This window comes from Coriobacteriia bacterium (genome assembly GCA_031292615.1).
In the GTDB taxonomy this organism is placed as follows: Bacteria; Actinomycetota; Coriobacteriia; order Anaerosomatales; family JAAXUF01; genus JARLGT01.
Genome location: JARLGT010000072.1, coordinates 1 through 24,289, shown reverse-complemented (window position 1 = coordinate 24,289; position 24,289 = coordinate 1). Strand labels below are relative to the sequence as shown.

Genomic DNA, 24,289 nt, shown 5'->3' with positions numbered 1-24,289 from the left:
TACTGAGCGAAGGATAGCCCCCGTGAAGGGTGTGTACAGGTAGAACACGGTCCCGGCGGACAGATCCGCCAGCCGGGCGTCCTGCTGCTCGAACGTCACGGCGACCAGACCGAGTGCCGAGGCGCTCCGGCGCGCGACATCGACGTAGGCCTTTTGCAGCTCGACTCCCACACTGCGGGCGCTCGTGCAGATTGCTGCGAGTAGCGGCACGTGGCCTAGGCCCGAGCCGAGGTCGACGAGGACGTCGTGTCGGGTCAGGGACACGCGCGACAGCAGGTCGAAGATGTGGCGTGCGGGCGTGGGTTGATACCTCACCATCTCAGGCGGCAGGCCGGGTGCCTCGGCGGGAGTGTCGAACCGCAACACTCCTGCCACCAGCACGTCGAGGTGGTCGTAGGCGTGGCCTCGCGGCGGCACTGGGGTCGTCGCGGAGTCGCTGTCGGTGGCGCACCACTCGGCCAGACGCACGCCTCCCGGACCTTGCCGAACCTCGCTTCTGATCGAGTCGAAGAGTCGGCTGTCTGCGGCCTGCAGTCTCGATTGGATTGCGCGTGCGCGCTGACGCAAGGCCTCGGCTTTCTGGTCGTTCGCGCCATCGGTGCATCGCTGCGCGTCCAGCAGGTAGGCTTCGAGGCGTTCGGCCGCGTCAACGCGCCGGCTGATTTGTGCCGGCTGGTCGAGCGAAAGGTCGCGCTCGAGCTCGGCCACCAGCGCGCGTGCCACTCCCTCGGCGTCGGCGCGCGAGCTGTCGGCCGCTGGCGGCGGGAACCCGTCGGGCTGCCGCGTCATGGCGACTCGTGTGGTGGGTCCGCTCGGCCCGAAAGCAACACGGTGTTGAGAGCCAGCAGCACGATCAGGCCCGCAACCGAGGCGACCTCGACCGGTCGACCACGGAAGCCCGCCTCCAGCCCATTGCGAAGCATCCACAACACGTAGAGCACGTTGCCGGCTATCGCTGCGTATCGAAGCCACGAACGAGTTCTCGCCATTTCGCACCCACTCTGTCGTACCGTTGTCCTCGGGTCACGCGGCAAACCGTCCGTCGTGTGACCGCAATGCTACGCCTCGTCTTCGGCGGCAGTCGCAGGCGCCTGCTGCGCGTAGGCGCCCGGCGGCAGCGGCGGATAGCCTGCTCTTGTGGATGCCGCCGCATCGAAGAGCGCCATCACTGCAGGCCGTTGCAGAGTCGAAAACGAGTAGACGCCCAAGAACGTCCCCCACGGAATCTCGATGCATGAGATGCCGGCCACGACCAAACATGCGATGCGGTGCTTCCTCTTTCGAATCCAGAACCCGACGAGGATCTTCAGCGTCGCGAAGGCGGCGATGAGCAGAAAGCCACACGTTCCAACAGCAAAGAAGATCCAGCCCACCGCCGAGGAAGACGAATCGCCGCCGAAGGTTGGGAGCGCCACGAAGGCCACACCCAACGCCATATAGATGAGGAAGTACAGCGACACGAGCACCGTCACTCCACCTGAGACCCAGTAGAAGACCGGCAGCAAGTGCAGCCGCTCCTCGTCGATGATGCTCTGTCGATACTGTTCAAACTCCACGTCGCACTTCCCCACCAAGCCCGCTCCCAGCAGCCCGTCACTTCTTCGGTTGCTCGCCGAGCACCGCGCGCTGGGCTTCAGCCGGCACCCCGCGGGAGCGCTCGAAGTCGTCCCGTGCACCTATCGAGTCCACGTATGCGTTGAGCCGCTCGTTCTCGGCAGCAGTCGTCTCGATGTAGTCGGTGAGATCGGAGAGCCGCTCGACGAGCCACTTGAACCCGGGTTTGCCCGCCAGCATGCTGCGGATCGCGTCGACGAACGCCAGCGCCTCGTCTCTTGAGTACCCGGCCACTCGCATCACCCTCGTCGCCTCGATGGCGAATCCGTGCCCGTGCGGAGCAATCTTGCGTGCGATGAGTCGAGTGTAGCCGACGGCGCCCGTGCGATGCGTCCCGTGTCGCGAGTCGCGGCCGCACTCTAGGGTGTCGGACCAGGCCGCTAGACCAGCGCGCCGAACGCCGCGAAGCAGCCGTTCTTGTGCAACACGTCGACCTTCGAGAAGCCGACCTTCCGTAGGAGCTCGATCTGGAACGTAAGCGAACGCGGCGTGTCTTCCTGCTCGATATAGGCAAAAACTTCGTCGCGGTACTCACGCCCACGCAGCTCTTCGAGGTAGCGGCCGTACCGCTCCCACATCAGCGCTTGCACCGACGATTCGTCATGCGAGATCAGGTCCGAGATCCACAGGCCGCCGCCCGGCCTCAGCGCGCGGCGGCAACGAGCGAAGACGTCGAGCCACTCCTCGTCGGTACGCAGGTGATGAAAGATCGCTGCCGCTAGGATGACGTCGAACTCGCCCTGGCCAAGCTCGAGTTCGCGGACGTCGCCTTGGACCGCGAGGACCTCGCCCGTGGTCGCCGCTCCTACGCGCTCCAGGGCTCGGTCCAGCATCGGCCGACTGAGGTCCACGAGCATAGCGTCGAGTCCACCGACGTGCTCGAGCAGCTTGAGCGTGTAGTTGCCAGCGCCACAGCCGATGTCGAGCACGCGTGCGGCGCCGGGCGTCGCAGCAGCGGCCGCTGCCGCGATCAACTCGAGGGAGAGTGGCGCGTCCATCGTCGCGGACTGGCCGGTCTCCAAATTCGAGAACCTTTCGACGTCGCCATCGAACCGGGCGCGGATCTGCTCAACGCTCGACTTGCCTGCCATGAACTCCCCCGGTCTCGGTGTGCGTGTCGCTCATTCGTAGATGCCCGGCCTGACGAGCGCGCGGCCGGGCGCTCGCGCGTCGAGTCATGCGCGGCCAGCGCGGCCAAATCCGTCAGCAGGATCTGCTTGAGCCGACGGAACCCATCGTCGGCCGTGTCGCCCCTCTTCTTCAGCGCGCCGAGCCGGATAGCTGCCAGAGCAGCCAAGACAACCCAGCGCAGTTCGCCACGACGGTGCACCAGAATATCGTCTGAAACGACTGCTTCCTCGTCTTGTGATGAAACACGCCTTGCCCGAGCAGCGCGCCGGGCCAACCGCCCAACAAGGCCATGAGGTGCAGGCTCGCCTCGGGAACACGGCGCAGGCCCTTCCTGGCAGCGGACTTGTCCATGCCGTAGATCGCGAAGAGCGCCGCGCTCATAGCAACGTAGACAAGCAGCACCGCCAGCAGAGCGGGTCCTACGGAGGCTAGCATCGTCACGCTTGGCTGCCCTCCCTGGGCTGTGGTCTGGCGATGCGGTGCAGGGCGCCAGGCCGTTGTTGAGGCTGCATCCGAATCAGTCTACCGACTGACGGTCGCAAAGCGTCAACAGGTTGTCGCCATCGCGAGTCGCGATCGCGACGCCCTGCCAGACTCGAGCCATGGCCAAGCGCAATCGACATAGAGCTCGAACGTGGTTCGCGTGGGTGGTGGCGGCCGCGCTGGTATCGAGCGGCGCGGCCATATGGTGGCTTGCCGCGTCTCCCCACGCGTGTGAGCCACTCGCGCAGGTCGGGCGAGGCGTCGCTGCCCCGACTGTGGCGGCCGCTACGTCGCCCCGCGCGCCGAGCCGCCCGACGACCGACCGCCAGCGCATCCTTGCCAAGGCCTACTCGCTGTTGGGCGTGCCGTACACCTACGGCGCCAAAGGGCCCGGCGCCTACGACTGCAGCGGGTTTACCAAGGCGGCCTACTTGGCGGGCGGCGTGAAACTGCCTGACGGGTCGTTCAACCAGGCCGCGCACGAGAGGCCGCTTGCCGATACGCGGCTCCTGGCGCCGGGCGACCTCATCTTCTACCGATGGGCAGGCAAGTCCAGCGTCTCGCACGTGACGATGTACGCCGGCGATGGCTGGGTCATCGGCACCGGTACTCCCGGCCAGCCACCCAAGGTCACGCTATACCCGCTCGCTGCAGACCTGCGTCGCGCGGGCGATGTGCTCACCTATCGCCACGTCCGCCTACCCGACGAACGCTAGCGAGCATCGCCACCCTCTGGCGCCTGAATGCGGTAGAGTACGTGCGCCCGAAGCGGACTCCCATCCTCAACGAGCGGGTGCTCGAAGTCGTCGCGCGGATCGATCGTCATGCCGAGCCGTTCCATCACGGCTCTCGACCGCAGGTTGCATGTGGCCGTGAAGGCGACGATCTCCTCGAGGCCCGCCGCGCGAAAGCCGAAATCCAGCACCGCCCGCGCGGCTTGTGTCGCATAGCCGCGGCCCCAGAAGGCAGGGTCGAGGCGCCAGCCGATCTCTACCGCCGGCATGAATGGCGCATCGAACACAGGGATGTTGAGCCCCACGAATCCAATGAACGGCGCCCCGCCCAGAACCTCGACCGCCCAAAGCCCGAAACCCTGCTGCTCGAACTTGTCGCCGATACGGTCGGCAAACGCGTCGCTCTGCTGGCGAGTCAGCGGCGCACCGAGGAACGCCATGACGCGCGGGTCCGCGTTGATGGCGGCGAACGCCGCCCTGTCCTCGTCGGACCAGCCTCGCAGGAGGAGCCGCTCGGTCCGAAGTACGGGCCAGTCGCCCATGTGCGCCTCCACGATAGTCTGCTCGGATGGGGCATCGGCCGGACTAGTGGACGTCGGCTTGCACCTCGAACACCTTGACCGGCGTTGCGGTGGGCTCGAAGGACCGCCAGTACTTGAGCTTCATGGTCCCCGTCCCAGAGGCAGCCCCAACAAACGTCCACACCTCGCTGCCACCCGCGCCGATGGCGGTCGACTGCGTCGAGTACACGGCGTCGCCCACCTGCTTGAGCTGCGCGGGAAGCGAGCCATCGACCGACCACTGGTAGCCCGTCGTCGGGTTGGCGTCGAGCGTGACGCGCAGCTGCTGGCCCACGGCCAGTGTCTGCCTCGAGCCGCTGTCCTTGGCCGTCAGATCGACCGGGGAGTTAGACCCTGGGGCGCACGCCGAGAGAACCGAGCCCAGAGCCAAGCAGGCGACCATGAACGCACCGGTCTTCTTCCATCTCAGCATCGGAGACCTCCCCTTCGCTCGCCGCAGGCGTGGCGCGCTGTTACCAAGATTGTAGCCCCGGTACGGCCGTGTCTTGACTGCGCTAATCCGGCGTCGACCAGTACGCCCTCATGATTTCGAGCGACCATTCCGGCTGCACGACGGGCGTCTTGGGCAGGTAGTCGGCAAACACCGGCTTGATGTCGAGCACGGGAGTGCCGTCAATCGCATCGAGCTCGCCCACGACGATTGAGCGGCCCTCGCGCGCGATCAGGGGCACGATAGTGCAGCCGAGCCGGTTGGGGCGATTCTTTCCGCGCTGCGCGAAGATGCCCACAAGCGGCCACTCGGGGTTGTTGCGCGGGTGTCGCGCACCGCTGACGATCTTCCCCGGTTCGACTCGGTCGAAGAGAAATACGATCTCGAGGTGGGAGAACTCCTCGATGCCGTCCAGCGAGTCCGATGGGACTCCCTCGGCGAGTTCGACGGTGCAGCGAGTCCCGCCCCAGAAGTCGTCGACGGGCGTCGTTCGACTGCCTCTGACGTAACCGATCGGCTCAACCTCGAACACGGTTCCTCCTACCGTCTGCCCCGTGCCGTGCATCAACGCGCCCGGCGCTTCAGCGATTGTAGCCTCCGGGCAGCGCCGTGTGGCTTCTAGGTCAGGGGCGTCGATGCCGCAAGGCCTCGGAACAGCTTGACCGTTGAGATCGCCCCGTAGATCCCGATCGCCAACCCGTAAAGCGCGACCCCCGATGCCGCCCAGTAGGCCCACGTATCCGAACCGCCCGAGGCGAACATCATCACCGCACCGGCGAACCACACGCTCGCAGCTCCACCGAGCGTAAAGCCAAGCGCTGCCGGCAAGGAGCTGCGAAGCGCCGCCGATCGGATCATGGCCTGGTAGTCCGTCTCGCCCAACGCTCGCATCAGCCAGCCCTTGGAGAGGTTGGAGCCGGTAACGAGCAGCGACAGCACGAGCATCGTGAGCCCGAGCTGGGCGTCGTAGTACGGGATGAGGCACGCGAGCACGGTGAGGCCCGCCAGCTTCCAGCCGCCGAAGCGCATAAGCGGATTGGACTCCATCTTGAGCGTCGGTGTCGCGAGGTACGTGCTTCCGATGTCGCCGAGACGCGCAATGAAGATCAGAACGGCAAGCGTGTTCACCAGGTTGTGCCCGGTCGAAAGGAAACCCATGTGTCCTCCGGTTGGCCGAGGCTGCGTCAGCCCGGCCACTCTCAATATACGGCCGCAGGTTGTCTGCTGACGTGCCGTTGCGCGATTGAACGAGTGTAGCGCTGGACGCCCCGAGCGATGTTGGTTTGGAGCCCGAGCCTAAGCTTCGCCGTCGCCAAACCCGGTCGTTCGCATGCCGAGCTCTAGCCGCGCGACTCCGCCGGTGTCAGCCCCACGACTGCTCTCAGCGCCACGAGATCGCGAACGGCCATGAACAGCGCGTACCCGCCGAGGGCTCCGGCGACGATGTTGCCGCTCCACCAGGCCATGCCGAGAAGGACGGGTAGCAAGACCCACTGGATTGCCACGGTGAGACGGCCCGGCCCGTTTGACATGAGTGCCTCGCGGACCTCAAGCGCAGTGCGCGCGCTCTTGAAGCTCTGACTCGACGCGCGAATGCTCCTGCTTTGGAGGTCGCCCGCAACCACGCCGAACACCGCAGCAACGGCCCAAGCGAGCATCGGGAAAGCACCGGGGAGCGTCGTTGTCCCCGCTGCCACCAGAACGCATGCGCCGATCGTTATCAGGTTGAACCGGAGCGTCAAGCTGGAATGCAAGGTGCCTCCACGGGTCGATCCGCGTTGGGAGCTCGCCACGTGTCCCATTGGGCGTGCAGCCATGTCCCCACGATTGTAGCTTGCACTCCCCGTCCCGGCTCCCGAACCACGTCGGCTCTTGCTAGCCGATCTGCGCGAGCCGCTGGCGATAGAGCGCCTCGTCCTCGGCGCCGTAGCAGCAGAAGACCACCTCACACGGCAGTTCGTGATCGGCGATCCAGTCCGAGACGGCCTGAACTGCGATTGCGCAGGCGTCGGCCTTGGGGTAGCCGTAGACGCCGGTGGAGACGCACGGAAAGGCGATCGAGCCGACCTCTGCCTTCTCGGCAAGTCGCAGCGCGGAGGTGTAGGCCGATCGCAGTAGCGCCGCTTCGCCTGCGTGCCCGTCGCGATACACGGGACCGACGACATGAATGACGTACCGAGCCGCAAGGTTGTGGCCCCCAGTGATGCGTGCTTCGCCCGTCGCACATCCGCCCAGGCAGCGGCACTCCTCGAGCAGCCCCGGACCGGCGGCTCGATGAATCGCGCCATCCACACCGCCGCCGCCCAGCAGCGAGCCGTTCGCCGCATTCACGATGGCGTCGACCGGCAGTTGCGTGATGTCGCCGCGGGTAACGCTCATGCGACCTGCAATACCCACCGCCGCGCCCCCCGATCCGCCGATCCAACTGCGAAGCTGCACCCAAGCTTACTAGGCCGATTCTAGCTCGGGGCGCCGCCTGCTGCTCTCATCTCACGTCGACGAGCGCGAGGTCGAACTCCCACAGGGAAGGCGCTCTGGGCGCACCTGCACGAGGTGATTCGCCGAGTCGACGAACGCGACGTTCGGCTGCCAACCGCGTGCCTCGGTGTCATCGACGTCGACGAAAGATGCGAGGATCACGATGTCGCCAAGACTCACATGGTGCGCCGCTGCGCCGTTGACACACACGATTCCGGACCCGCGCGGGCCCTCAAGCGCGTAGGTGGTCAGGCGAGCGCCGTTCGTGACGTTCCAGACCTCGACGGCCTCGTGGGCCAGGATGCCGGCAGCATCAAGCAGGTCGAGGTCGATGGTGACACTTCCCTCGTACTCCAGACACGCATCGGTGACGGTAGCGCGATGGATCTTCCCGCCGAGCATTCTGCGTCGCATCGAAGCTCCCCTCCGAGTACCCGCCAACGTGGTCGGATCCCGGTTGCAAGGTGTTGTGGCGAATGAGCGTAGCACGTCAGATGCCACGCCTCGGCCCAGAGGCCGAGCCATGCGGGGGGCCGCCGCACCGTCCACTCGACACCGTCTGGCTTCCTCGGCGGTTGCCCCGAGTGTGCTACGGTCGTTTGCCGAAGCAGATGACGTGCTCCGGCAACACGGAAGCGGGTAGTGCGCATGAGCAGCAACGCAGGTAGCTCGGCCGGTCTGACGGCAGTGCGTGATGCGCTGCGTGCGGAGCTGACCGCCCGGGGGCACCGCGTGGCAAGCGACACCCTGGGGCTCGCCCAAGATCTCTACATCATCGGGGCAAACGATCTCGCCCGGGCACTCTTCCACTTCGACGACGACGCCGGGGAGCTGGCGCGGTCGATGTACCGCGGCTCCGGCTCGTGGGTCGAAGGAATGCCTCCCCGATTCGCGGTACTACCGTCGGCCGAGGCGGGCAATCCGTCGTTTGAGATGCTCGAGCAGATGCGAGCGATCCCGCTGCTCTACAACGTCAAAGACGGCCGGGTCACCTTTCGCGATCTCGACGGCCAGCTCGCCAAGCACGTCGGCGCCTGACAGAGCCGCCAGGGGTCCGTTCGACGGGTGGCGCGGGCCGCATGCGTCAGTGGCTCAGCGCACCACCAGCAGCAGCACCAACGCCGCGACGACGAACGGCACGAGCAGCAGGCTCGGAACGGTCCACACGAGCGCGCGCCGACCGGCGATCCATGGCTCGCGTCCACGACGCACCAGTAGCGAAAAGAAGAGTGCCCAGGCGGCAAACGCGTAGTAGGGCAGAAACAGCCACAGGATCGCAATGGGATTCCAATCGGGAATCGCTAGCGACGTGATCAGCAGTCCACCGATCAGAGCCCCCGGACATAAAGCCCATCCCACTTGCCGCGTCGAATCGGCATCAAACCATCCGGTCATCAAGCGCCACGCGACCATCGAGCAGCCGAGAAGCCCGACCACGTAGACGATCAACTGCGGCAGTGGGAGCCAAGCCACCGAATCCTCCAGGAATCCTTGCACCCCGGCCGCGACGACCTTGTGGGCGGCCGGGCGTGCGCTGTCTCGCTAGACGCTACCCGCTAGAGTGCGGCGAACTGGGGTCCGTATCCCACACGTCCTGCGCGACGCGGCAGAGCGCCTGAAATGAGCTCGATCGCCTGAAACGCCGATCCACCGCCGTACTCGTCTTCGAGACCGAACTCAGCGGCTGCCGAAAAGCCGAACCTCGCGTAGAACTTCGGATCGCCAAGCACAACGACCCAACCGTACCCGGCTGTCACGCACGCGGCCAATCCCGCCACAATGAGTGCCGAGGCGACACCCTGACGACGATTCTCCGGCAGCACGGCGATGGGCGCCAAGCCGAGCCCAACGTCACCGCCGCCCGTGCGAACGGGGCTAAACGCGATGTGTCCCACTACCTCATCGTCAACGACCGCAACGAGCGAGACCGTAAGGTCGCCGGCGTCGCGCAGCGAACCCACGAGGGACGCTTCTCCCACCGACGGGAAGCTTGCCGCATGCACTCGGCGAATCGCGGCGGCATCACCGGCACGCTCGGGCCGTACGGTCCCCTCGAAGGTCACGGCGGTCTCCCAACCTGGTGCGCATCGGCGGCAATCCAGCGCTGACGTGGCGACAGCGCCGCGGGGCATCGTTTAGTACGCCTGCTCGGCTCTCGCCTGCGCTTGCGGCCTGGCGAGCAACGCGGAGGAGAGGATCGACAGCACTCCGACCACGAAATACCCGACTGCGGCGATGTTGAACATGTAGATGAACTCGAAACTGCACCACAGCACGAGAACGACCCCCGCGAAGAGCGTCACAACGTACTGCTTGTTGCTGTTCCTGAAGAGCATCACAGCCGCTACGAGGTTCGGAAGGCCAAGCGCAAGCAACATCGCCACCCCGAGCCAGAAGAAGTCCCGAAAGAAGATGCCGGCAAGCGGGAACGTCTGCACGACCGGCAGGAGCGCACCCATCTGTAGGAGGCGGCCGTCCGGCTCGGCGATAAGCAAAAGGCCACACAACAGACCGGCGAAGCTGTTGAAGATACTCACCACGATCAAGAAGACCCGCGCCACCCGATTCATGCAGCCTCCCCGCTTCTTTCGCGACCTGCGACCAGCGTGTGCCTCACGGCTTCGGCTCTCAGGTTAGCGCTTGCAGTGTCGGCTCGGCGCGCATCTCGTGGGGTCAGACCTCTCGCGGCTCAGCGTGGCGGGAGCAAGAACTCCAAGATCCCGATGGCAAGCGGCGTGAGGAGAAGGCTCGGGACAGTCCAGAGAACGGCGCGTAGGGCGGCCCGACTCGGCTCTGCGCCACGTTGGAGGAACAACGAGAAGTACAGAGCCCATGCCGAGAACGCAAAGTAGGGAGCGTAGACCGCCGTGAGCATCCACAAGTTGGAGCTCGGCACGACTTGGGCGGCCAGTAGCAATCCGACGAGCAGCGCGGCCGGCGCAAGCGCAAAACCCGCCTGGATGGCCCGTGGCTTCGGGTAGCCACCCTCGAGCAGCCGCCAGACCAGCACACCACAGCCGATCAAGCCTGCGACGTAGAGAACGGTGGCAAAGAGCTGCAGCCAGTGCAAGGAACCTCCATGGACGGTCGAGAGAATCGAGGTGAACCTAGCGAGCGCGCTGTCTAGTGCCTGCTGAAGGCATCGCGCGTACGCGCCGCCCCGGCACCTGCATCAGAATACCGCTGACGACATCCGAATGATGCGCCGTTGGGGGCTTCGCCACATAGCAGCCCGCCACACCCAGAGTGGCGCCTGCCGAGAATCCATCAGCCAGGAGAGGCAAAACTCTCTTTGTAGACCATGAAGGCGAGCACCAGGTTCACCGGAAGCACCACCATGAACTCGATCTCTTGGGCTGTTCCGTTGGCCGACAGCTCAGCAAACCCATCCCCAAGTCAGTGAGTCAGCCTTTGGCCTTCGGCTTGTTCAGAGTCACAGCGCTGCGAACGAGAGCCCTCAGCGCCTCTTCGTCAATCTCTTCGCCTTCGTGGATGTCGATCGCTCGGCGTGCATTCCCCTCGAGCGATGAGTTGAAGAGGCCCGAGGGATCCTCCAGAGCAGCCCCCTTGGCGAACGTCATCTTCACGTAGTCCTTGTAGGTCTCGCCCGTGCAGACCATCCCGTTGTGGTACCACACCGGAACCCCTCGCCACTTCCACTCCTCGACGACTTCCGGCTCGGCATCCTTGACGATGTCACGGCACCGGCTGAGCATCTCGCCTCGCCAGTCGCCGAGTTCTTCGATCCTCTGGTCTATCAGCTCGGAAGGCGACTTGCTCTCCTGCGACCCGCTCTTCTCCATGTCCGCTCCTCTTCGTTGGTCCGCGCGTCGACGAATGGGCGCCCATCGCAGCGGTCACGTTCGTCGTTTTCCACCACGCTCGGCCGCCTAATGCTCCTATGCTTCCTACCCAAGGGGCCGGACGACGTCCGAAGCCGACGCTCAGGCCAACGGGCTGTCGAACCAGTGCCCGTTGTCGAGATCATCGATGAGCCCGGGATGGGTCGGCTGCCAGCCCAGCAGTTCGCGAGTCAGCGAGCTCGAAGCCCTGGAGTCAATGGCCAGTGGTCCAGCAAGAAACCCGAAGTGTGCGCCTGCTTCCTGGGGGGAGATGGAAGCCACAGGCACGCCCAGATGGCGGCCGATCACCTCGGCGATCTCGCGAATCGGCACGCCCTCGTCGGCGACCCCGTGCAGAATCGAGCCGGCGGGGGCGTCCTCCAGCGCCAGGCGGAAGAGGCGCGCTGCATCGAGTCGGTGCACCGCCGGCCAACGGTTGGACCCGTTGCCGAGATAGCCGGAGATGCCCTTGTCGCGTGCGATGTCGACGAGCCGGCCGACGAAGCCACGCTTGGTCAAGTCGTGGACCGACGGAGCCAGTCGCACAACGGCCGCCCGCACGCCGCGCTCGGCTAGAGCGAGCGTCGCATGCGCCGCCGGAGCCCGTGGCGAACCGATCTCCTCGGGCGGGAACGGGTCCCGCTCCGTTGCGACCCGGCCCGGCGCGAGCCCGAGCACGCCCGAGGCGATGACGAGGGGCCGACCGGAGCCCTCAAGCGCATCGCCGAACGTCAGCACAGCGCGTAGCTCCGCTCGGGCCGACTCCTCGAACTGCGCGAAGTCGTGATTGAACGCGAGGTGGATGACGCCATCCGACTCGGTCGCGGCTGCCCGCAGCCCGTCGAGATCTTGGATGCTTCCTCGACGCGCGCGTGCGCCGGCTGCCTCGATCGCGTCGGCCGAGTCATCGGAGCGAGCCAGACCGAGCACCTCGTGGCCCGCGGCAACTAGCTCGGCAACGACGGCGGAGCCGATGAAGCCAGACGCGCCGGTGACGAATACACGCATCAGAGGGACCTCCAGTTGTTGGGAGCCCGGCAGCGCCCGGGCCGAACATCAGGATAGCGCTCGCGAGTGCCCCACGATGCGGTTGCGGGATGCCCGCGGGCGCGTGGAGGGCGAGGACCGGGTCGTTTGGGGCCGGAAACGGCCGGGGACAAGCACAAATACGCGCCGAAGTGGCACCCTATCGCGGGACCGCATAGCGACAGGCGTGTGGCCGTCAAGAGCCGTGAACAGGAGTGGGAGTCAGCATGGCTGAGAACGAAGCGCGGCAAGAGCCAACGAAGCACGGCGCCAAACCGGCCGCAAAGAAGGCCAACGGCGAGGCACAGGTGCTTGCCGAGATTGCGGCGATGTCGGGATCAGACCGCGCGATCGGAGAGCGGCTCCATGCGATCATCAAGGCGAACGCGCCCTCGCTCACGCCGAAGCTCTGGTACGGGATGCCCGCCTACGCCAAAGACGGCAAGGTGCTCTGCTTCTTCCAGAGCGCGCAGAAGTTCAAGACAAGGTACGCGACGTTCGGGTTCCAACACGAGGCGAACCTCGACGACGGCCACATGTGGCCAGTCGCGTTCGCGTTGACCGAGGTGACCGCCGCAGAAGAGGCGACCGTCAGCGCGCTCGTGAAGAAGGCCGTGAGCTAGACTCTCTCACCTGCCGAGCACCGCGACGCGCAGACTAGTGGACGCTCACCCACGACTCACCGCAGGCCAATTCCTTGAATCCTGAAGAGATTCACGTCGGTGCGCAGCGACTGCCATGGGTCGTGCGGGTCGCCAGCAAAGAACACTATGCCCAGCTCGGAGCCCGGGACGCGTGTCTGAGCCGCCATCAGGCGTTGCGGCGCGTAGACGCCTCCGGCCCTCCCGAGGAACAGCGTGGTGCCCGATGCTTCACCGAACGCTACGAAGGTGTCCCGCCCGTAGGCATTCATCGTTGGGATGGGAAGCGCCTTTGCCGGAGTGCTGAAGATCAGCACCGACTTCGGACCGCTCTGCGCCCTCCAGTTGTCGAGCACGAGGTACTCATCGGCCTGTAGAGGGTCGTTTGGAACCGAGCCTTCCCTCAGCGTGGCCGCCCACCCCGCCGGGATCGTGAGCCGCAGACCGTTGTTGAGTGTGATGCTCGATCCAGGCAGGACGGCACGCACGACCGAGTGGGTGGTCGACGCGCTAGACGACGCCCCCGTACACCCGACGAGCAACACACCGAGTGCAGCCACACAACAGGTAATGGTCACGAGACGCACGCTGCTCCCCCATCTGGCCGGCGCATTGCGGATAGGCGGCGCCTTCGGCGCTGCCATCAGGATAGCGCTCGCAAGCGTCCAGTCCGACGCCCGGGCTAGGTTGAAGAAGGCAGAAGACATTCAAATCTCTGCTCGAGCACTTCAACTCCCCACGTAGTGCCCGGACGTTCCTCGCTCAGCGCAAACCCCTCGCGCTCGTAGAGATGACGGGCGGCGTCCAGCCCGCCAAACGTCCAGAGGTAGACGGCGGGATACTGGCGTTCTCGGCAGAACCGCATCGCCGTGCCAAGCAGTTCGCGGCCCGCGCCCTTGCTCCTTAGGCGGTCCGAGACGATGAACCAGCGCAGGTGAGCGCCCTTTCCGTATGCGTCGGATCCGTCGATGACGATCGAGGCCTCGACCTGGCCGTCAACCGAAGCGGTCCAGAACCCGTCGCGGCCAGGTACGTATGCTGTGAGGAAGGAGGCCAGTTCCGTAGCCACTTTCGCCTCGAAGTACACGCCAAAACCCCAGTGCTCGTGGTAGTAGGATCCATGCAACGAGGCCGACCGCCCGAGCGACCCTGGGATGTAGCCCTCGACCACCTCGAAACTGTCCACGACGCCTCCCCCGGGGAGCGTGACTGATCGTCCTACGTGCTGCGCGTGCGCGGCACTCCGCCGCTCGCATCAGCATAGCGCCAGCAAGGTCCGCTGGACGCGTTTACTAGACGTCTCGCTGCGAACGCCGAGCACGGATTCCCGCATCGATCTCGTAGAGGAGCGTCTCGAGCCGGGCCTTGCCCGCCTGACGAGCGGGCATCTGCAGCAAGACCTCGCGTGCCAGCGCGGGCGCATGGTCGATCGCCCAGCGCACCTCTGACTCACCCACACTCGAATCGTCGGCGCCGTCGAGCTCCAATGCCAGCGCGCCATAGGCTGCCGGCCCCACAATGTGCTTCGTCTGATGAACATCCGCGAGCGGGTGCGTGTACGCGCTCGCCGCAGCAAGGCCAGCGGCCCGGGCAGCGGCAGCAGCAGCTGGGTCGCCGACCTCTCGCGCCGCGGCATTCGCCTCTGTAGCAAGCGTGCGCAGCCGAGCCACACGCCTACCGCCGCTGGCGAACTCCCGGATTCCGTCAATCGCTGCCCGAGGGCGTGAATCGAAGCCGGCGCGCGTCTCGAACGCGGGCAAAGCGCGCTCGGCGCACTCCGCCGCCCAGCCGCCGATCGCCCTGAGCGACTCCACGGTCAGGGTGAAGTACCTAGACTCATGACCCGGCATTCTTGTCCTCAGGATTGGGTTAGTGCGATGCCGCAAGCGGTTCCGCGCGAGCAACGAACGCCTTGCTCGCAGACGCTCTCTGGCGCGGTCATCAGGTTAGCGCTCCCGCCTTCCGGCCGACGGCTTGGCCAGGTTGCGCCGCATCGCCGCGCGGATGACATCTTTCAGGGCGTCCTCGTTGATCGAATCGTGTTCGTAAAGGTCGAGGATCCGCGTCTTGTTACCCTCGGACACTGCACTCAAGACCTTTTGTGGGTCCGGCAGGCTCAGACCCGCGGGGAAACTGAGCCTGACCCTCTCTTTCAAGATGTTGGCGATACAGACGATCCCGTTGTGCTCGAAGACCGGCGCGCCCATCGGGTTGCTGGGCCGTATCCACTTCACTTCCTCGGAGATCTCAGGGTCGGCGTCGTGGATGATCCTACGCAGTTCTGCCAAGGTCGTCCCGCGCCAGTCCGGCGTCTTCGCAATCATGGCATCGATCAGTTCGCTGGGGTTCGGCATCAGCCCTCCGGATCACGGTTCGTTCGCTCCAACATGTTGCGCAGCGGCGGCGCCCATCGTGCTCATCAGGATAGCGCTGGTCGCATCAGCTCGAGTGCTTGTCCGATGACGGCCATGGCCCGCGTTGAGAGCGGGTCCCGTGCCAGTTTGCACTCGGGGACGTGAAGGGAACTCATGAACTGACCCAGGTAGCGACGGCCCTCGCCACCTGCACATCGCAACGGGCCCAACGATAGGAGCCGACATGGGCGCTGCCATGAAGACGATCCTGTTCCCGACCTCCGACATCGACGCCACTAAACGGCTCTTCACCCAACTGCTCGGTATGGAGCCCTTCGTGGACGAGCCGTACTACGTGGGATTCCAGATCGGCGACATCCAAGTCGGAATCGACCCCACCGGCGGGGATCGCGGGATGACGGGCGCGACGCCGTTCTTCGAGGTCGACGACGTCCGTGCGGCGGTCGACGAGCTCACAGGCCTGGGTGCCGACCTCGTCGAGGACGTGCGAAGCGTTGGGGGCGGCAAGCAGATCGCGATGCTGTCCGACCCCGAGGGCAGCATGATCGGACTCGCGCAGACACCCTGAGCGCAACACCGGCGTATCGCAGGCGCCGTGCCGCGGCCGGGACAACGTCAACGGGCCTGCAGTCGTGTGCGCGCAGTTCCTAGTCCTCGATAACGTCCAGCCCCTGCTCTCGGAGCTGTGCTAGATGGTCGAGCATTCCCCGAAGCAGCTCGGGGCTGTGGCCCTCCCAGTCCTCCACCTCACCGACGACTCGAAGCGGCTCCCGGGTGCGATACGACTGGGTTGGATTGCCCGGGAATCTCTTGTTGGTGACGTTGGGGTCGTCCTCGAACGCGCCCAGCGGCTCGACGATGTAGATGTGTCCGCGGTCCTCACCGTCCGCCAGTGCCGTCGCCAGCTCCGCGCCCCAGGCGGCGGTGTCCACCAGGGCAGTGAAGTAGATGTTGTTGGAGACCCTGCCCTCTTGGAAGTTGGATCCGAAACCCGGGAGAAGCTCATCGCCCACCTTCAGCACGGACTTCGTTCCGTGGTAGAAGGGCCCCCCGATGTGGTCGCAGTGCTCGAAGGTGACCGGAATCCAATCTTGGTCGCTCATGCTCACAGCCCTCGACGATGTGCCCGATGTGCCGCGCGAACGGCGGTCGTGCGCTCTGATCAGGATAGCGCTCGCGGCGTCCGCTCGATGCGCTCGCTGGACGTCGCCGGCACACGCTGATGGCTCGTCAGCAGTCGAACACCGACCAGCAGATGTCGTTTCGCAACCGTTGGTCGTCAAGTACGAGGTCGCGAATGGCCTCCGGCAGCTGCTCGCGCTGCCACTGACACTCGAGCCGGCCGGCCCGCTCTTCCTCAGCGGGAGCTGCGGCGGCTCGCACGGCCTTGATCGCGTAGGCAGCGGCCCCGAGCTCATGTGCCGCGACGTGGGAGACGGCTACTGCCTGGCCGGCCGCGTAGGCGGCGTGCCGAGCGGCGCCGCTCAGCTCTCGCGCCGCAGCGTTAGCGCCGGCCGCCGCGCGTGCCTGAGACATCGTGACCTCGCCTCGGCCCCACGCGCGAGCGCTCTCGATTGTTCGTCGTGGCCGCGGGTCTGAGGGCTGCGCCGACTCGAAGAGGTGCAAGACGTGCTCCGCGCACGCGGCCGCCCACAAAGCCAGCAGTCGATGGTCGGCGTCAGTGAGCGTTCCGCCCCGGCGAATCGTGATGAAGCGGGGGTCACGGTCTTTGGGGAGAATCACGGCCTTACCCGCCCTCCTACGTCTGCCCAACTCTTTGCGCATGAGCGGCCCTCCGACGCTCACACGGTAGTGTCGCCCATGACGTCCGCGCGAAGCGCGACGGCGAGGTCCCAAACGGTTGCGCGCAAGGTGTTGCGCATGAGGAGCGCTAAGGCGATGCGCGTGCGGGATGGCCGCCCTATAGGCATGGAGTGATTCCACGCGCTTGGACAGTGATCCGCAGACTACGGCTTGGCGATCGGCGCCGACGGCTGCAAGGCGTCGTAGCGCTCCACCTCCGCCTCGATCACTGTGTCCAGCGTGTCGACCTGGGCTGCAAGTACCCCCCGCTGCGCCAGCATGGCCTCGATCTTGGCACCACCGGCCGGCGTGTCAGAGCTCTCAGAACCCGCTGCGATCTGAGCTTCCAGCGCCTTGATCTCTCCCGCGACTACTTCGCGTTGCGCGATCCTGAGCTGAATCTGGGCCTTGATGGACTGCGTCGTCTCCCGAGATAAGGTGGGCCGTGTCGCGGCCGACGGGGCCGTTCCCTGCGTCGGCCGCGCGGGCGTGCACCCGACGCCGACTCCAGCAAGCGCACACGCCACGATGAGCGGGACCACGACCAAAGACCGTACGATCGTCAAACCACTCGCCCTCAGTCCACTGCTAGGCATCGCAATCCCCTCAAATCTCGCGTTTGCAGGCGAGTCCCCCTGCCGGCGCATCGCCGGTTCAGCGTCTTGCGCATCAGCATCGCTCCAGCGCTCTCATCAGGATAGCGCTCGTGGCACTCGCTCGATGCGCCTGGCGCTGGCTCAGGGCCGTGCCACGCGCAGGAGTGGCGAGGGGCCTTCGGCAGAAGAGCGGGATGCATCAACGGAGAGCAACTGCAAGTCGCTCAACGCGCGTGCCGTGCAGGCCCGGGCCGGCCCAACATCCTCGATTGGGCAAATAGAACCTCAATGCGAATCGATTCTGGAACCAAAGGGAGGGACAGGCATGACCAACGTGGTCGATTTCGAGAACGTGTCGACAGCAGGTTTGGAGTCTTCACCTGTTGCCGAGGCGCTCGCCGGGTTGCGTGCCAACGAGGCTCGCTACTTCATGAACAAGTACAAGCACGCCTTCTCGGTGGTGCCGGCTGGTGAGAGCCAGGACACGCTGGAGTACGTGAATCGGATCCTCAAGGAGGAGCGTGACATCGAGTTCGCGGCCAAGCCTCTAGAGACGTCACGATTCGAGGTCGAGGGCATCCGGATGGCCTACGTGTTCTATGAGGACGGGCTTGCGGTCAACGTCATGTACTCGATCGATGATCCCAAGAAGCGCGCCGTCGGCTTCAAGCTCTCAGAGGGGATGGAGGTCCCCGAGGAGCTGGAGGGCAAGTTCAAGTTCGCCCGACAGAAGTCAAAGCTCGCCGGGACGATCCGGGGCTCGTTCTTCGTGATCAAAGGCGAGTACTAACCCGCGATGACTCAGGTTGCACAGGTGCCGCAGAAGGCCTATGGCCTCCGCCTGCGACTCTGCGCCCAGCGCCAAGCTAAGGTGAGCGCTAGGGCAAGCAGGAAGGGCGCGGCGACACCGGCGAGCAGACCGACGGCCGCGGTGGGATTCTGAACCAGCCAGAGGGTTCGCCAAGCCGGAGAAAGGATGGCTCCGAGCAGGGCGGTCGTGGCCCCCAAGAACGCGAGAGTGCGCCACGGCCCACGTCGCGCGGGATTCGTGAAGCGCAACGCAACGCCGATGCAGAGCAGCGCCAGACCGACCCGCTGAAACGCCCGCGCAAGATCCAAGGTCGCGGCCTTTCGGTCCGTTCCAACGTGTTGCGCATGAGCAGCGCTGAGGCGCTTGCATCAGGATAGGGCTCGCGGCGTCCGCTCGATGCGCTCGTCGGCTACGCCGGCTGCCGGCGACGCCTGACGTCCAGCGCAAGCAGGATTGCCAGCACGACGAACCCAAGGGACGGAGTCAGGTCGCGCCAAGTGGCTGCCCGAGTCACCAGCAGCGCGGTGTCCGCAACCAAGCCGAGGGCAAGTAGCCCGAGCCAGATTCGCGTCCAGAAGAGTCGGGACCGCCGGTACTTGTTGAGCGGGATCAGTTTCGCCGGAAGGTCCGGGTATTCGACGATCCGCTGGTGCTCGCGGCCCCACAGCCAACGATCAACGTTGTAGCCGTAGTAGGCGGCGAGAACTGGGATGACGACCGAGTACATCGCGTCCACAACATGTCGGACGACGTCGAACTGCGGGACCCCGATGAACAGCAGGACCACGTTCTCGACGACGAGCGGCACCAGCAGCACGGCCCAGATGATGCGACCCCAAGGTGCGGGGCCGTAGCCCAGCGACCAGAAGGGGGCGAAAGCGGTGGCAGCCCAGTTCACCCGGTTGAAGTCTGGGCGCAGCTCGCCCTCTCCGACGAACGCCAAGGCATCTGGCCGAGGCTCTTGCACTGCGCCTTCCATCTCACTTCCATGGCCGTAGGTCACGTGTTGCGCATGAGCGGCGCTCAGGCGCTTGCATCAGGATAGCGCTCGCGGCGTCCGCTCGATGCGCTAGTTGGACGGATCGCGTGCGCCCTCGTCGTCTGCGAACCCCGAATCGATGCGCCGCCACAAGGCCGAGCACGCCGCCCACACAAGCCAGCCGAGTAGCGCGCCGGCGACGTTCAGGATCACATCGTCGACGTCGGCGGAACGCAGAAGTAAGTGCGAAAGCGTTCCGGCGAACTGCAAGAGTTCGATCCCGACGGACACCGCGAGGGCGACCAGGGCCAGGCGCCCGGCCCTGCGAAGCGACGGCATGACGAGCGGTCCGAGCAGCCCGAGGGGGAAGAGCAGCCCGCAGTTGCCCACAAGCTGCCGGAGCGGGGACGAGCCGGCGCCGTGGAGTTGGGGCCAGATCGTGGCGAATGGCACCAAGTTGACCCAGTAGCGCATCGAGTCGACCCGGTGTGACTCGCGCAAAACGGGATCGATCACCCAGGGAAAGAACAACAAGCCCGCTGCCCAGAGGGCATAGACGCCGAGCAGGGCCCACAGGGCTGCATCGCGCATGCGCATGCCCGCCCTGACCCGGAAGCCGAGATAGACGAGCAGGACCGGAGCCAGTAGCAGGAGTCGAGCGTGATCCAATTGGGTTCTCCCGGTTGCAAGCGGTAACGAGTGCTCGACCCTGTCCGCCGTGCCGCGCATGAGCGGCGCTCAGGCGCTTGCATCAGGATAGCGCTCGCGGCGTCCGCTCGATGCGGCTGTCAGCGCGGCAACTCGTCGGGCCTGCCTGCAGACCGCGCATTCGCTTGGGTACGTAGACCCCACAGCCCAACCGAGGAGGACGAAATGCCGCAGTACGGGATCTTCGTTATATCGCCTGCACCCGCCGACCCCATGGCGCTCACACCCGACTACCTCGAATCGCTAAACGCCTATCCGTCACAGGTGGGCGAACTGGGCGGGAACATCGTTGTCGGATTCGCGTTCCAGCCGAGCACGACCGCCCGGGCGATACGCGGAGGCGCCGTCAGCGATGGCCCGATGTTGGGCGCGGACAATCTGGTGGCGGCCGGCTTCTACGTGCTGGAAGCCCCTGATCTGGACTCCGCGCTGCGGATCGCCGCCCTCAACCCCGCGACTCGTGAGGGAGCCGTGGAGGTGCGCCCCCTGTTCGTGCCGCCATCGCAGTAAGGTGGATGCTGGCATCCGCGTGGAGTTGCTCGCACGAATGTGTTGCGCTTAGGCGACGCTCGCCGCTTGCGGCCCCCGCGTATCAGCTCGCGGCGTTCGCTCGATGCGCTTGTTCGAGAGCACGCGCGCGGCCGCTACCTCGCCGTCCGAGCCACGAGCACGTACCCAGCACGCCCGCGGACCCGCACGGGGCGCCCGGCAAAGTACAGGGGCTCGCCGATGAGGCTTGGGTCGAAATCGCGATGCGGCTTCCCACGGGAGTCGTGGACGATCCCCTCGAACTCCTCCGTGATCGCCGCGTCGGTCCCGTAGCCGGCGACCCATCTCTTGCCGAACTCCTCGGAGTCCGGCTGCGCCTTGGGATCGTACGGCGCAACAATCATCGAGTATGGGGCCTGGGTGACCTTGCGGATGTGCGCGTCGAGAGCATCAGGTGACATCGTGGGCGTTGCGCTCGCGATCGCCCGTGCGAGATCGGCATCGAGGCGGTCGAGCTGACGGGGGTCGGCCCGTGGCGTGGGGGCCTCCGTCGCATCGTCGGAATCGTCGGCGGAGGTGTCGGCGGTCGCCGGTCGCGTTACCGGAGTCTGGACGCTGACCGGACGTGACTGCGTCTTGGACGTCGTTGCGCCGCATCCCGCAGCGCCAAGAAGCGCTGTGGCGATGAGAGAGATGAGCACAGCCGAGCGAAAGCCGCCGACGGGTAGTTGGTCGCTGCTCACAGCATCCCCTCGCAGTCATCGTGTCTCTCGAACGTGTTGCGCCACACCGCGGCCCCGAGTTCCACGATACCGAAAAGGAGCGCGGCGAGCCCAACACTGAAGGCCGTCGTCGCAATCAGGTCCACCCACAGCGGCGGCTTGGTCAACCCTGCGTCGTTTCCATACGACACCGCCAGCGTGAAGTCGGCGGCGCACGCCGCGACCGCCACCCCGAGCGCTCCGATCGCGACGCCGATGGACGCCAGCAGCCTAGGCCGCGAACGTCGTGCCGCTAGGGCGCCGAGAACCGCTCCGATGACACCCAGTAAGATGAGCTCGACGATGGAGCCGTGTTACGCATGAGCAGCGCTCCGGCGCAATCATCAGGATAGCGCTCGCGGCGTCAGCTCGATCCCCTTGTTGGACGAACCCGATGCCGCAGGTCTTCGAGTCTCAGTCGTCGCGGCCCCAATCGGGAGTACGACGTGGCAGGCCGGCACCAAGGTAGGAACAGACGCAACAGACGGCCGACGGCAGAAGGATGCCGTAGATGTAGTAGCCCAAGCCGAGTGCCTGAGCTGGCGAGTCGGGCGCGACGAGGAGCACACCCAAGATCCCTATCGCCAGGAGCGCTGGAATCGCCACACCGATCCAGACGAATCGCGGCGCTCCGCCGAAGCGCACGGCCAAGAAGATGCTGACGCCGATCGCAGCACCCTCGAACACCGCGAGACGAAACGCCCCTGCGCTGAAACGCGTCAGCGTGGCATGTGTCAGGAATGGGAACCAGAGCAGCACCACGAGCCATGACACGAACGCGGCCACTATCCACAAAGCGTCGCTGAAGCGCACGCGTCTGCGCGTCGGTTCAGTGTCTCTGCCCAGTGGCAGGTCGCTTGCGCGGGCCAAGAGCTCGCTCCTCAGTTGTAGCCCACCAAGGAGTCCAGTGGTTCCGTACAACGTCTGACGGATAACCTGCGAGCGAAGCGAGTCAGGTTGATCCGTTTGTTAGCAGGGACTCCCTCTACTCAGTCGGGAACATAGCATTCCAGTCCTGCTTCATGTCCACAACCAGCCAGCCGCGGTTTGGGGCCGCTTTGAGGGCTTCGACAAGCGTGCCGGTGCTCTGCGTCTCGCAGTCATACGCGTATTCGCGTTCACTGTCAGTATGGTGGACGATGAGGCCGAGACTAGGGCGCGGGTTGTTGATCGTGGTGTACTGCAGCATCGCGTGGTCGCCGTCACTGTTGCCGCAACATATGATTGGCCGCCGGCCGATGGACTGGTGAATCGCAACCGGTTTGCCCTCTTTGTCGTTGACGAACAGATGGTCGAGTGTCTTCGTCAGCACCGGTCCCTCTTCGTGTAGCGCGAATTCAGTCCGCGCCGCTGAGCCGACGACCTGCTCCGGCGGTATGCCGTACACGCGTTCCACCCACACACGCATGAAGTCCGCGCCGCCACCGGAAACGATGAAGTTCTTGAAGCCGTTGGCGCGCAGATGGCGGAGGAGTTCCTGCATGGGCTGATAGGTGAGCGCGTCATAGGACCTGCCAAACCGCGGATGCTTGGCCGATTTCAACCATTCCTCCACCGCGTCACGAAAGTCATCTGTCGTCATCCCCGCATGGGTGAGTGCCAAGACCCGCATCAGGCCAGCGAAGTGCTCGCCTTTCAGGAGCACCGCGAGCTCGCCGGCCAAGGCGGCCTGCACCATGGGATCCGAAACGAGGTCGGGCTCGGTGCGGATGCGCCGTTTCAGTTCGTCGATGGCAAACGCTGCCTGAAACGGCATCGGGTTCTCCGGCCAAAGAGTGCCGTCGTTGTCGTGCACGGCGATGCGCTCTGCCACTGGCAGGAAGTCGGGTGACGCTTCGTCTGTCACCTTGGCGACGAACGCGAGGATGCCCTGCTTAGTGGGGCCATCGTTCCACGAGGGTAGCGGATCAGCGGCGGTGGAGATCATAGAGCCTCCTCTGTGCGACACCGAAATCACCCACTTGGTAGAGGCTCACGGATTCTGCACGGAAGGTGAACGCCTCGAATGGCTCCGCTTTCAGAGCGTCAACGAAGTGACGAGTGCCTATACCGACGGTCAGATGAGGGTGGTAGTTCATGCCGGTGCGGGGACCGACGAAGGTGTTCACGTAATCCACTGTCGGCTGGCCGATCGCTGCGCCATCGGGGCGGGGCGCGAAGGCCTCGCCTGTCCCCGTCTCCAAAGCGAACGGAGCAACGGTGTCGATGATCCTCTGCTGAAGTCGACGCAAATTCTCCGTCGGTTCGATGACGATTCCCACCAAGCCGAGATTCTCGTACGCCAAGTCATAGTAGCCCGCCGCATTGCTCTCCCAGTTCGACGACTCCTCTGTACGCAGCACCTCGGCCACAGCATTCGCGACCTCGCCGAGGTCCTCCGTCCTCACAAACCGCTGGAGGATGGTGACGTGCGGCGCGTGATTGCCATCGAGGGCGAAACCGCTCGGATAGTCCCCCCGCAGCCGAGCGTTCGCGGCCCGCGCCTTCTCAACGGTGGCGGCATCTGGATCTAGCAGCACGTCGATTGCGATTGAGGTCACGTGGCCGTTCCTCTCCTCGAAACTCACGGCGAGTGCGTGTCCTGCTAACGTCTTGCGCATGAGCGGCGCTCCGGCGCTGCCATCAGGATAGCGCTCGCGGCGTCCGCTCGATGCGCTTGTTAGCACCCGCGAATTCAGATACTAAGTGCAACGCCCTCCCCCTGGAGCGGGGGTGAGGCAATCTGGGACACTCCCAGTTCCTCTCCTCCTCCAAGAACAGGGGAACCGATGCCGAAGTATCGCCAGATCACCTCACACGAAAGATAC

At 65.4% G+C, this 24,289-nt stretch carries 39 protein-coding genes; 6 read left to right on the top strand and 33 right to left on the bottom strand.

Annotation, left to right across the window (positions count from 1 at the left end):
* From P4L93_06640 to P4L93_06615, 6 genes are all read right to left on the bottom strand, one after another.
* Positions 1-789 (bottom strand): hypothetical protein (locus tag P4L93_06640; protein MDR3686614.1); only part of this gene is annotated, 789 nt, incomplete at its 3' end.
* Positions 786-989, bottom strand: coding sequence for a hypothetical protein (locus tag P4L93_06635; GenBank protein MDR3686613.1), 204 nt, complete (start codon positions 987-989; stop codon positions 786-788). The genes P4L93_06640 and P4L93_06635, both read right to left, overlap by 4 nt.
* A 69-nt stretch (positions 990-1,058) precedes the next feature.
* Positions 1,059-1,556: a hypothetical protein gene (locus P4L93_06630; GenBank protein ID MDR3686612.1), complete on the bottom strand. Its 498-nt coding sequence runs from the start codon at positions 1,554-1,556 to the stop codon at positions 1,059-1,061.
* A 37-nt stretch (positions 1,557-1,593) separates the two neighbouring features.
* A complete protein-coding gene (locus P4L93_06625) occupies positions 1,594-1,857 on the bottom strand; it encodes a hypothetical protein (GenBank protein ID MDR3686611.1) in 264 nt (87 codons plus the stop codon).
* A 137-nt stretch (positions 1,858-1,994) separates the two neighbouring features.
* Positions 1,995-2,705: a class I SAM-dependent methyltransferase gene (locus P4L93_06620; protein MDR3686610.1), complete on the bottom strand. Its 711-nt coding sequence runs from the start codon at positions 2,703-2,705 to the stop codon at positions 1,995-1,997.
* Positions 2,706-2,874: 169 nt separating this feature from the next.
* On the bottom strand, positions 2,875-3,180 hold the full coding sequence (locus P4L93_06615; protein MDR3686609.1) for a DUF1294 domain-containing protein: 306 nt from the start codon (positions 3,178-3,180) through the stop codon (positions 2,875-2,877).
* A 167-nt stretch (positions 3,181-3,347) separates the two neighbouring features.
* Here P4L93_06615 and P4L93_06610 point away from each other — a divergent pair, with 167 nt between their 5' ends.
* Positions 3,348-3,944 (top strand): NlpC/P60 family protein, encoded by a 597-nt coding sequence (locus P4L93_06610; GenBank protein MDR3686608.1) that lies wholly within the window; start codon positions 3,348-3,350, stop codon positions 3,942-3,944.
* Here P4L93_06610 and P4L93_06605 read toward each other — a convergent pair.
* From P4L93_06605 to P4L93_06575, 7 genes are all read right to left on the bottom strand, one after another.
* Positions 3,941-4,504: a GNAT family N-acetyltransferase gene (locus P4L93_06605; protein ID MDR3686607.1), complete on the bottom strand. Its 564-nt coding sequence runs from the start codon at positions 4,502-4,504 to the stop codon at positions 3,941-3,943. The genes P4L93_06610 and P4L93_06605 overlap by 4 nt on opposite strands.
* 43 nt (positions 4,505-4,547) lie before the next feature.
* Positions 4,548-4,955 carry a protease inhibitor I42 family protein gene (locus tag P4L93_06600; protein MDR3686606.1) on the bottom strand — a complete coding sequence of 136 codons (408 nt, stop codon included), beginning with the start codon at positions 4,953-4,955 and terminating at the stop codon, positions 4,548-4,550.
* A gap of 82 nt (positions 4,956-5,037) precedes the next feature.
* Positions 5,038-5,505, bottom strand: a complete 468-nt coding sequence (locus tag P4L93_06595; GenBank protein MDR3686605.1) for an SAM-dependent methyltransferase — start codon at positions 5,503-5,505, stop codon at positions 5,038-5,040.
* A gap of 86 nt (positions 5,506-5,591) precedes the next feature.
* On the bottom strand, positions 5,592-6,131 hold the full coding sequence (locus P4L93_06590; GenBank protein ID MDR3686604.1) for a hypothetical protein: 540 nt from the start codon (positions 6,129-6,131) through the stop codon (positions 5,592-5,594).
* 182 nt (positions 6,132-6,313) lie between these two features.
* Positions 6,314-6,727: a hypothetical protein gene (locus P4L93_06585; GenBank protein ID MDR3686603.1), complete on the bottom strand. Its 414-nt coding sequence runs from the start codon at positions 6,725-6,727 to the stop codon at positions 6,314-6,316.
* A 121-nt stretch (positions 6,728-6,848) separates the two neighbouring features.
* Entirely contained in the window at positions 6,849-7,352 is a 504-nt protein-coding gene (locus P4L93_06580) for an O-acetyl-ADP-ribose deacetylase (GenBank protein MDR3686602.1), read from the bottom strand.
* A gap of 111 nt (positions 7,353-7,463) precedes the next feature.
* Positions 7,464-7,865: an aspartate 1-decarboxylase gene (locus P4L93_06575; protein ID MDR3686601.1), complete on the bottom strand. Its 402-nt coding sequence runs from the start codon at positions 7,863-7,865 to the stop codon at positions 7,464-7,466.
* Positions 7,866-8,099: 234 nt separating this feature from the next.
* Between P4L93_06575 and P4L93_06570 the strand changes: the two genes are divergently transcribed.
* A complete protein-coding gene (locus P4L93_06570) occupies positions 8,100-8,489 on the top strand; it encodes a hypothetical protein (protein ID MDR3686600.1) in 390 nt (129 codons plus the stop codon).
* 54 nt (positions 8,490-8,543) lie between these two features.
* Here P4L93_06570 and P4L93_06565 read toward each other — a convergent pair whose 3' ends face one another.
* The 6 genes from P4L93_06565 to P4L93_06540 all read right to left on the bottom strand — a co-directional run bounded on the left by P4L93_06565 (position 8,544) and on the right by P4L93_06540 (position 12,301).
* Positions 8,544-8,924: a hypothetical protein gene (locus tag P4L93_06565; protein MDR3686599.1), complete on the bottom strand. Its 381-nt coding sequence runs from the start codon at positions 8,922-8,924 to the stop codon at positions 8,544-8,546.
* Between the two features lie 83 nt (positions 8,925-9,007).
* Complete coding sequence (locus tag P4L93_06560) at positions 9,008-9,514, bottom strand: N-acetyltransferase (protein ID MDR3686598.1); 507 nt, start codon at positions 9,512-9,514, stop codon at positions 9,008-9,010.
* Positions 9,515-9,586: 72 nt separating this feature from the next.
* Positions 9,587-10,021 (bottom strand): hypothetical protein, encoded by a 435-nt coding sequence (locus P4L93_06555; GenBank protein ID MDR3686597.1) that lies wholly within the window; start codon positions 10,019-10,021, stop codon positions 9,587-9,589.
* A 119-nt stretch (positions 10,022-10,140) separates the two neighbouring features.
* Positions 10,141-10,521: a hypothetical protein gene (locus tag P4L93_06550; GenBank protein MDR3686596.1), complete on the bottom strand. Its 381-nt coding sequence runs from the start codon at positions 10,519-10,521 to the stop codon at positions 10,141-10,143.
* Between the two features lie 334 nt (positions 10,522-10,855).
* On the bottom strand, positions 10,856-11,254 hold the full coding sequence (locus P4L93_06545) for a DUF1801 domain-containing protein (protein ID MDR3686595.1): 399 nt from the start codon (positions 11,252-11,254) through the stop codon (positions 10,856-10,858).
* A gap of 141 nt (positions 11,255-11,395) precedes the next feature.
* Positions 11,396-12,301, bottom strand: a complete 906-nt coding sequence (locus tag P4L93_06540; protein ID MDR3686594.1) for an SDR family oxidoreductase — start codon at positions 12,299-12,301, stop codon at positions 11,396-11,398.
* Between the two features lie 245 nt (positions 12,302-12,546).
* Between P4L93_06540 and P4L93_06535 the strand changes: the two genes are divergently transcribed.
* Positions 12,547-12,942, top strand: a complete 396-nt coding sequence (locus tag P4L93_06535; protein MDR3686593.1) for a DUF1801 domain-containing protein — start codon at positions 12,547-12,549, stop codon at positions 12,940-12,942.
* A 56-nt stretch (positions 12,943-12,998) separates the two neighbouring features.
* Here the strand turns inward: P4L93_06535 and P4L93_06530 are convergent, their stop codons facing one another.
* The 4 genes from P4L93_06530 to P4L93_06515 form a co-directional block, all read right to left on the bottom strand.
* Positions 12,999-13,667: a hypothetical protein gene (locus tag P4L93_06530; protein MDR3686592.1), complete on the bottom strand. Its 669-nt coding sequence runs from the start codon at positions 13,665-13,667 to the stop codon at positions 12,999-13,001.
* The gene (locus P4L93_06525; GenBank protein MDR3686591.1) at positions 13,643-14,146 is read right to left on the bottom strand and encodes a GNAT family N-acetyltransferase; all 504 of its coding nucleotides are present in this window, start codon (positions 14,144-14,146) and stop codon (positions 13,643-13,645) included. Before P4L93_06525 ends, P4L93_06530 begins: the two co-directional genes overlap by 25 nt.
* A 106-nt stretch (positions 14,147-14,252) precedes the next feature.
* Entirely contained in the window at positions 14,253-14,810 is a 558-nt protein-coding gene (locus P4L93_06520; protein MDR3686590.1) for a hypothetical protein, read from the bottom strand.
* A 96-nt stretch (positions 14,811-14,906) separates the two neighbouring features.
* On the bottom strand, positions 14,907-15,314 hold the full coding sequence (locus P4L93_06515) for a DUF1801 domain-containing protein (GenBank protein MDR3686589.1): 408 nt from the start codon (positions 15,312-15,314) through the stop codon (positions 14,907-14,909).
* 244 nt (positions 15,315-15,558) lie between these two features.
* Here P4L93_06515 and P4L93_06510 point away from each other — a divergent pair, with 244 nt between their 5' ends.
* A complete protein-coding gene (locus P4L93_06510; GenBank protein ID MDR3686588.1) occupies positions 15,559-15,903 on the top strand; it encodes a VOC family protein in 345 nt (114 codons plus the stop codon).
* Between the two features lie 79 nt (positions 15,904-15,982).
* Here the strand turns inward: P4L93_06510 and arr are convergent, their stop codons facing one another.
* The 3 genes from arr to P4L93_06495 all read right to left on the bottom strand — a co-directional run bounded on the left by arr (position 15,983) and on the right by P4L93_06495 (position 17,704).
* Entirely contained in the window at positions 15,983-16,438 is a 456-nt protein-coding gene (arr, locus tag P4L93_06505; GenBank protein ID MDR3686587.1) for an NAD(+)--rifampin ADP-ribosyltransferase, read from the bottom strand.
* A 127-nt stretch (positions 16,439-16,565) separates the two neighbouring features.
* Complete coding sequence (locus tag P4L93_06500; GenBank protein ID MDR3686586.1) at positions 16,566-17,078, bottom strand: hypothetical protein; 513 nt, start codon at positions 17,076-17,078, stop codon at positions 16,566-16,568.
* 224 nt (positions 17,079-17,302) lie between these two features.
* A complete protein-coding gene (locus P4L93_06495) occupies positions 17,303-17,704 on the bottom strand; it encodes a hypothetical protein (protein MDR3686585.1) in 402 nt (133 codons plus the stop codon).
* Positions 17,705-18,059: 355 nt separating this feature from the next.
* On the opposite strand from P4L93_06495, the gene P4L93_06490 reads away from it, so the two are divergent.
* Positions 18,060-18,524, top strand: coding sequence for a phage tail protein (locus tag P4L93_06490; protein MDR3686584.1), 465 nt, complete (start codon positions 18,060-18,062; stop codon positions 18,522-18,524).
* A gap of 430 nt (positions 18,525-18,954) precedes the next feature.
* Here P4L93_06490 and P4L93_06485 read toward each other — a convergent pair whose 3' ends face one another.
* Together P4L93_06485 and P4L93_06480 are read right to left on the bottom strand one after the other, a co-directional pair.
* Positions 18,955-19,524 (bottom strand): hypothetical protein, encoded by a 570-nt coding sequence (locus tag P4L93_06485; GenBank protein ID MDR3686583.1) that lies wholly within the window; start codon positions 19,522-19,524, stop codon positions 18,955-18,957.
* A gap of 90 nt (positions 19,525-19,614) precedes the next feature.
* The gene (locus P4L93_06480; GenBank protein MDR3686582.1) at positions 19,615-20,193 is read right to left on the bottom strand and encodes a VanZ family protein; all 579 of its coding nucleotides are present in this window, start codon (positions 20,191-20,193) and stop codon (positions 19,615-19,617) included.
* 204 nt (positions 20,194-20,397) lie between these two features.
* On the opposite strand from P4L93_06480, the gene P4L93_06475 reads away from it, so the two are divergent.
* A complete protein-coding gene (locus tag P4L93_06475; protein ID MDR3686581.1) occupies positions 20,398-20,742 on the top strand; it encodes a YciI family protein in 345 nt (114 codons plus the stop codon).
* A gap of 134 nt (positions 20,743-20,876) precedes the next feature.
* Here the strand turns inward: P4L93_06475 and P4L93_06470 are convergent, their stop codons facing one another.
* From P4L93_06470 to P4L93_06450, 5 genes are all read right to left on the bottom strand, one after another.
* Positions 20,877-21,464: a hypothetical protein gene (locus P4L93_06470; protein MDR3686580.1), complete on the bottom strand. Its 588-nt coding sequence runs from the start codon at positions 21,462-21,464 to the stop codon at positions 20,877-20,879.
* Complete coding sequence (locus tag P4L93_06465; GenBank protein ID MDR3686579.1) at positions 21,461-21,673, bottom strand: hypothetical protein; 213 nt, start codon at positions 21,671-21,673, stop codon at positions 21,461-21,463. The genes P4L93_06470 and P4L93_06465 overlap by 4 nt, the downstream gene beginning before the upstream one ends.
* A gap of 223 nt (positions 21,674-21,896) precedes the next feature.
* Complete coding sequence (locus P4L93_06460) at positions 21,897-22,352, bottom strand: hypothetical protein (GenBank protein ID MDR3686578.1); 456 nt, start codon at positions 22,350-22,352, stop codon at positions 21,897-21,899.
* 115 nt (positions 22,353-22,467) lie between these two features.
* The gene (locus P4L93_06455; GenBank protein MDR3686577.1) at positions 22,468-23,409 is read right to left on the bottom strand and encodes an HAD family hydrolase; all 942 of its coding nucleotides are present in this window, start codon (positions 23,407-23,409) and stop codon (positions 22,468-22,470) included.
* Complete coding sequence (locus P4L93_06450) at positions 23,390-24,049, bottom strand: 2'-5' RNA ligase family protein (GenBank protein MDR3686576.1); 660 nt, start codon at positions 24,047-24,049, stop codon at positions 23,390-23,392. Before P4L93_06450 ends, P4L93_06455 begins: the two co-directional genes overlap by 20 nt.
* Between the last annotated feature and the right edge of the window lie 240 nt (positions 24,050-24,289).

Coding starts and splice junctions, on each gene's coding strand:
- P4L93_06635 (MDR3686613.1), bottom strand. CDS start 989: ATGGCGAGAACTCGTTCGTGGCTTCGATACGCAGCGATAGCCGGCAAC.
- P4L93_06620 (MDR3686610.1), bottom strand. CDS start 2,705: ATGGCAGGCAAGTCGAGCGTTGAGCAGATCCGCGCCCGGTTCGATGGC.
- P4L93_06615 (MDR3686609.1), bottom strand. CDS start 3,180: ATGCTAGCCTCCGTAGGACCCGCTCTGCTGGCGGTGCTGCTTGTCTAC.
- P4L93_06610 (MDR3686608.1), top strand. CDS start 3,348: ATGGCCAAGCGCAATCGACATAGAGCTCGAACGTGGTTCGCGTGGGTG.
- P4L93_06605 (MDR3686607.1), bottom strand. CDS start 4,504: ATGGGCGACTGGCCCGTACTTCGGACCGAGCGGCTCCTCCTGCGAGGC.
- P4L93_06600 (MDR3686606.1), bottom strand. CDS start 4,955: ATGCTGAGATGGAAGAAGACCGGTGCGTTCATGGTCGCCTGCTTGGCT.
- P4L93_06590 (MDR3686604.1), bottom strand. CDS start 6,131: ATGGGTTTCCTTTCGACCGGGCACAACCTGGTGAACACGCTTGCCGTT.
- P4L93_06580 (MDR3686602.1), bottom strand. CDS start 7,352: ATGAGCGTTACCCGCGGCGACATCACGCAACTGCCGGTCGACGCCATC.
- P4L93_06575 (MDR3686601.1), bottom strand. CDS start 7,865: ATGCGACGCAGAATGCTCGGCGGGAAGATCCATCGCGCTACCGTCACC.
- P4L93_06570 (MDR3686600.1), top strand. CDS start 8,100: ATGAGCAGCAACGCAGGTAGCTCGGCCGGTCTGACGGCAGTGCGTGAT.
- P4L93_06555 (MDR3686597.1), bottom strand. CDS start 10,021: ATGAATCGGGTGGCGCGGGTCTTCTTGATCGTGGTGAGTATCTTCAAC.
- P4L93_06545 (MDR3686595.1), bottom strand. CDS start 11,254: ATGGAGAAGAGCGGGTCGCAGGAGAGCAAGTCGCCTTCCGAGCTGATA.
- P4L93_06540 (MDR3686594.1), bottom strand. CDS start 12,301: ATGCGTGTATTCGTCACCGGCGCGTCTGGCTTCATCGGCTCCGCCGTC.
- P4L93_06535 (MDR3686593.1), top strand. CDS start 12,547: ATGGCTGAGAACGAAGCGCGGCAAGAGCCAACGAAGCACGGCGCCAAA.
- P4L93_06530 (MDR3686592.1), bottom strand. CDS start 13,667: ATGTCTTCTGCCTTCTTCAACCTAGCCCGGGCGTCGGACTGGACGCTT.
- P4L93_06520 (MDR3686590.1), bottom strand. CDS start 14,810: ATGCCGGGTCATGAGTCTAGGTACTTCACCCTGACCGTGGAGTCGCTC.
- P4L93_06515 (MDR3686589.1), bottom strand. CDS start 15,314: ATGCCGAACCCCAGCGAACTGATCGATGCCATGATTGCGAAGACGCCG.
- P4L93_06510 (MDR3686588.1), top strand. CDS start 15,559: ATGGGCGCTGCCATGAAGACGATCCTGTTCCCGACCTCCGACATCGAC.
- arr (MDR3686587.1), bottom strand. CDS start 16,438: ATGAGCGACCAAGATTGGATTCCGGTCACCTTCGAGCACTGCGACCAC.
- P4L93_06490 (MDR3686584.1), top strand. CDS start 18,060: ATGACCAACGTGGTCGATTTCGAGAACGTGTCGACAGCAGGTTTGGAG.
- P4L93_06485 (MDR3686583.1), bottom strand. CDS start 19,524: ATGGAAGGCGCAGTGCAAGAGCCTCGGCCAGATGCCTTGGCGTTCGTC.
- P4L93_06475 (MDR3686581.1), top strand. CDS start 20,398: ATGCCGCAGTACGGGATCTTCGTTATATCGCCTGCACCCGCCGACCCC.
- P4L93_06455 (MDR3686577.1), bottom strand. CDS start 23,409: ATGATCTCCACCGCCGCTGATCCGCTACCCTCGTGGAACGATGGCCCC.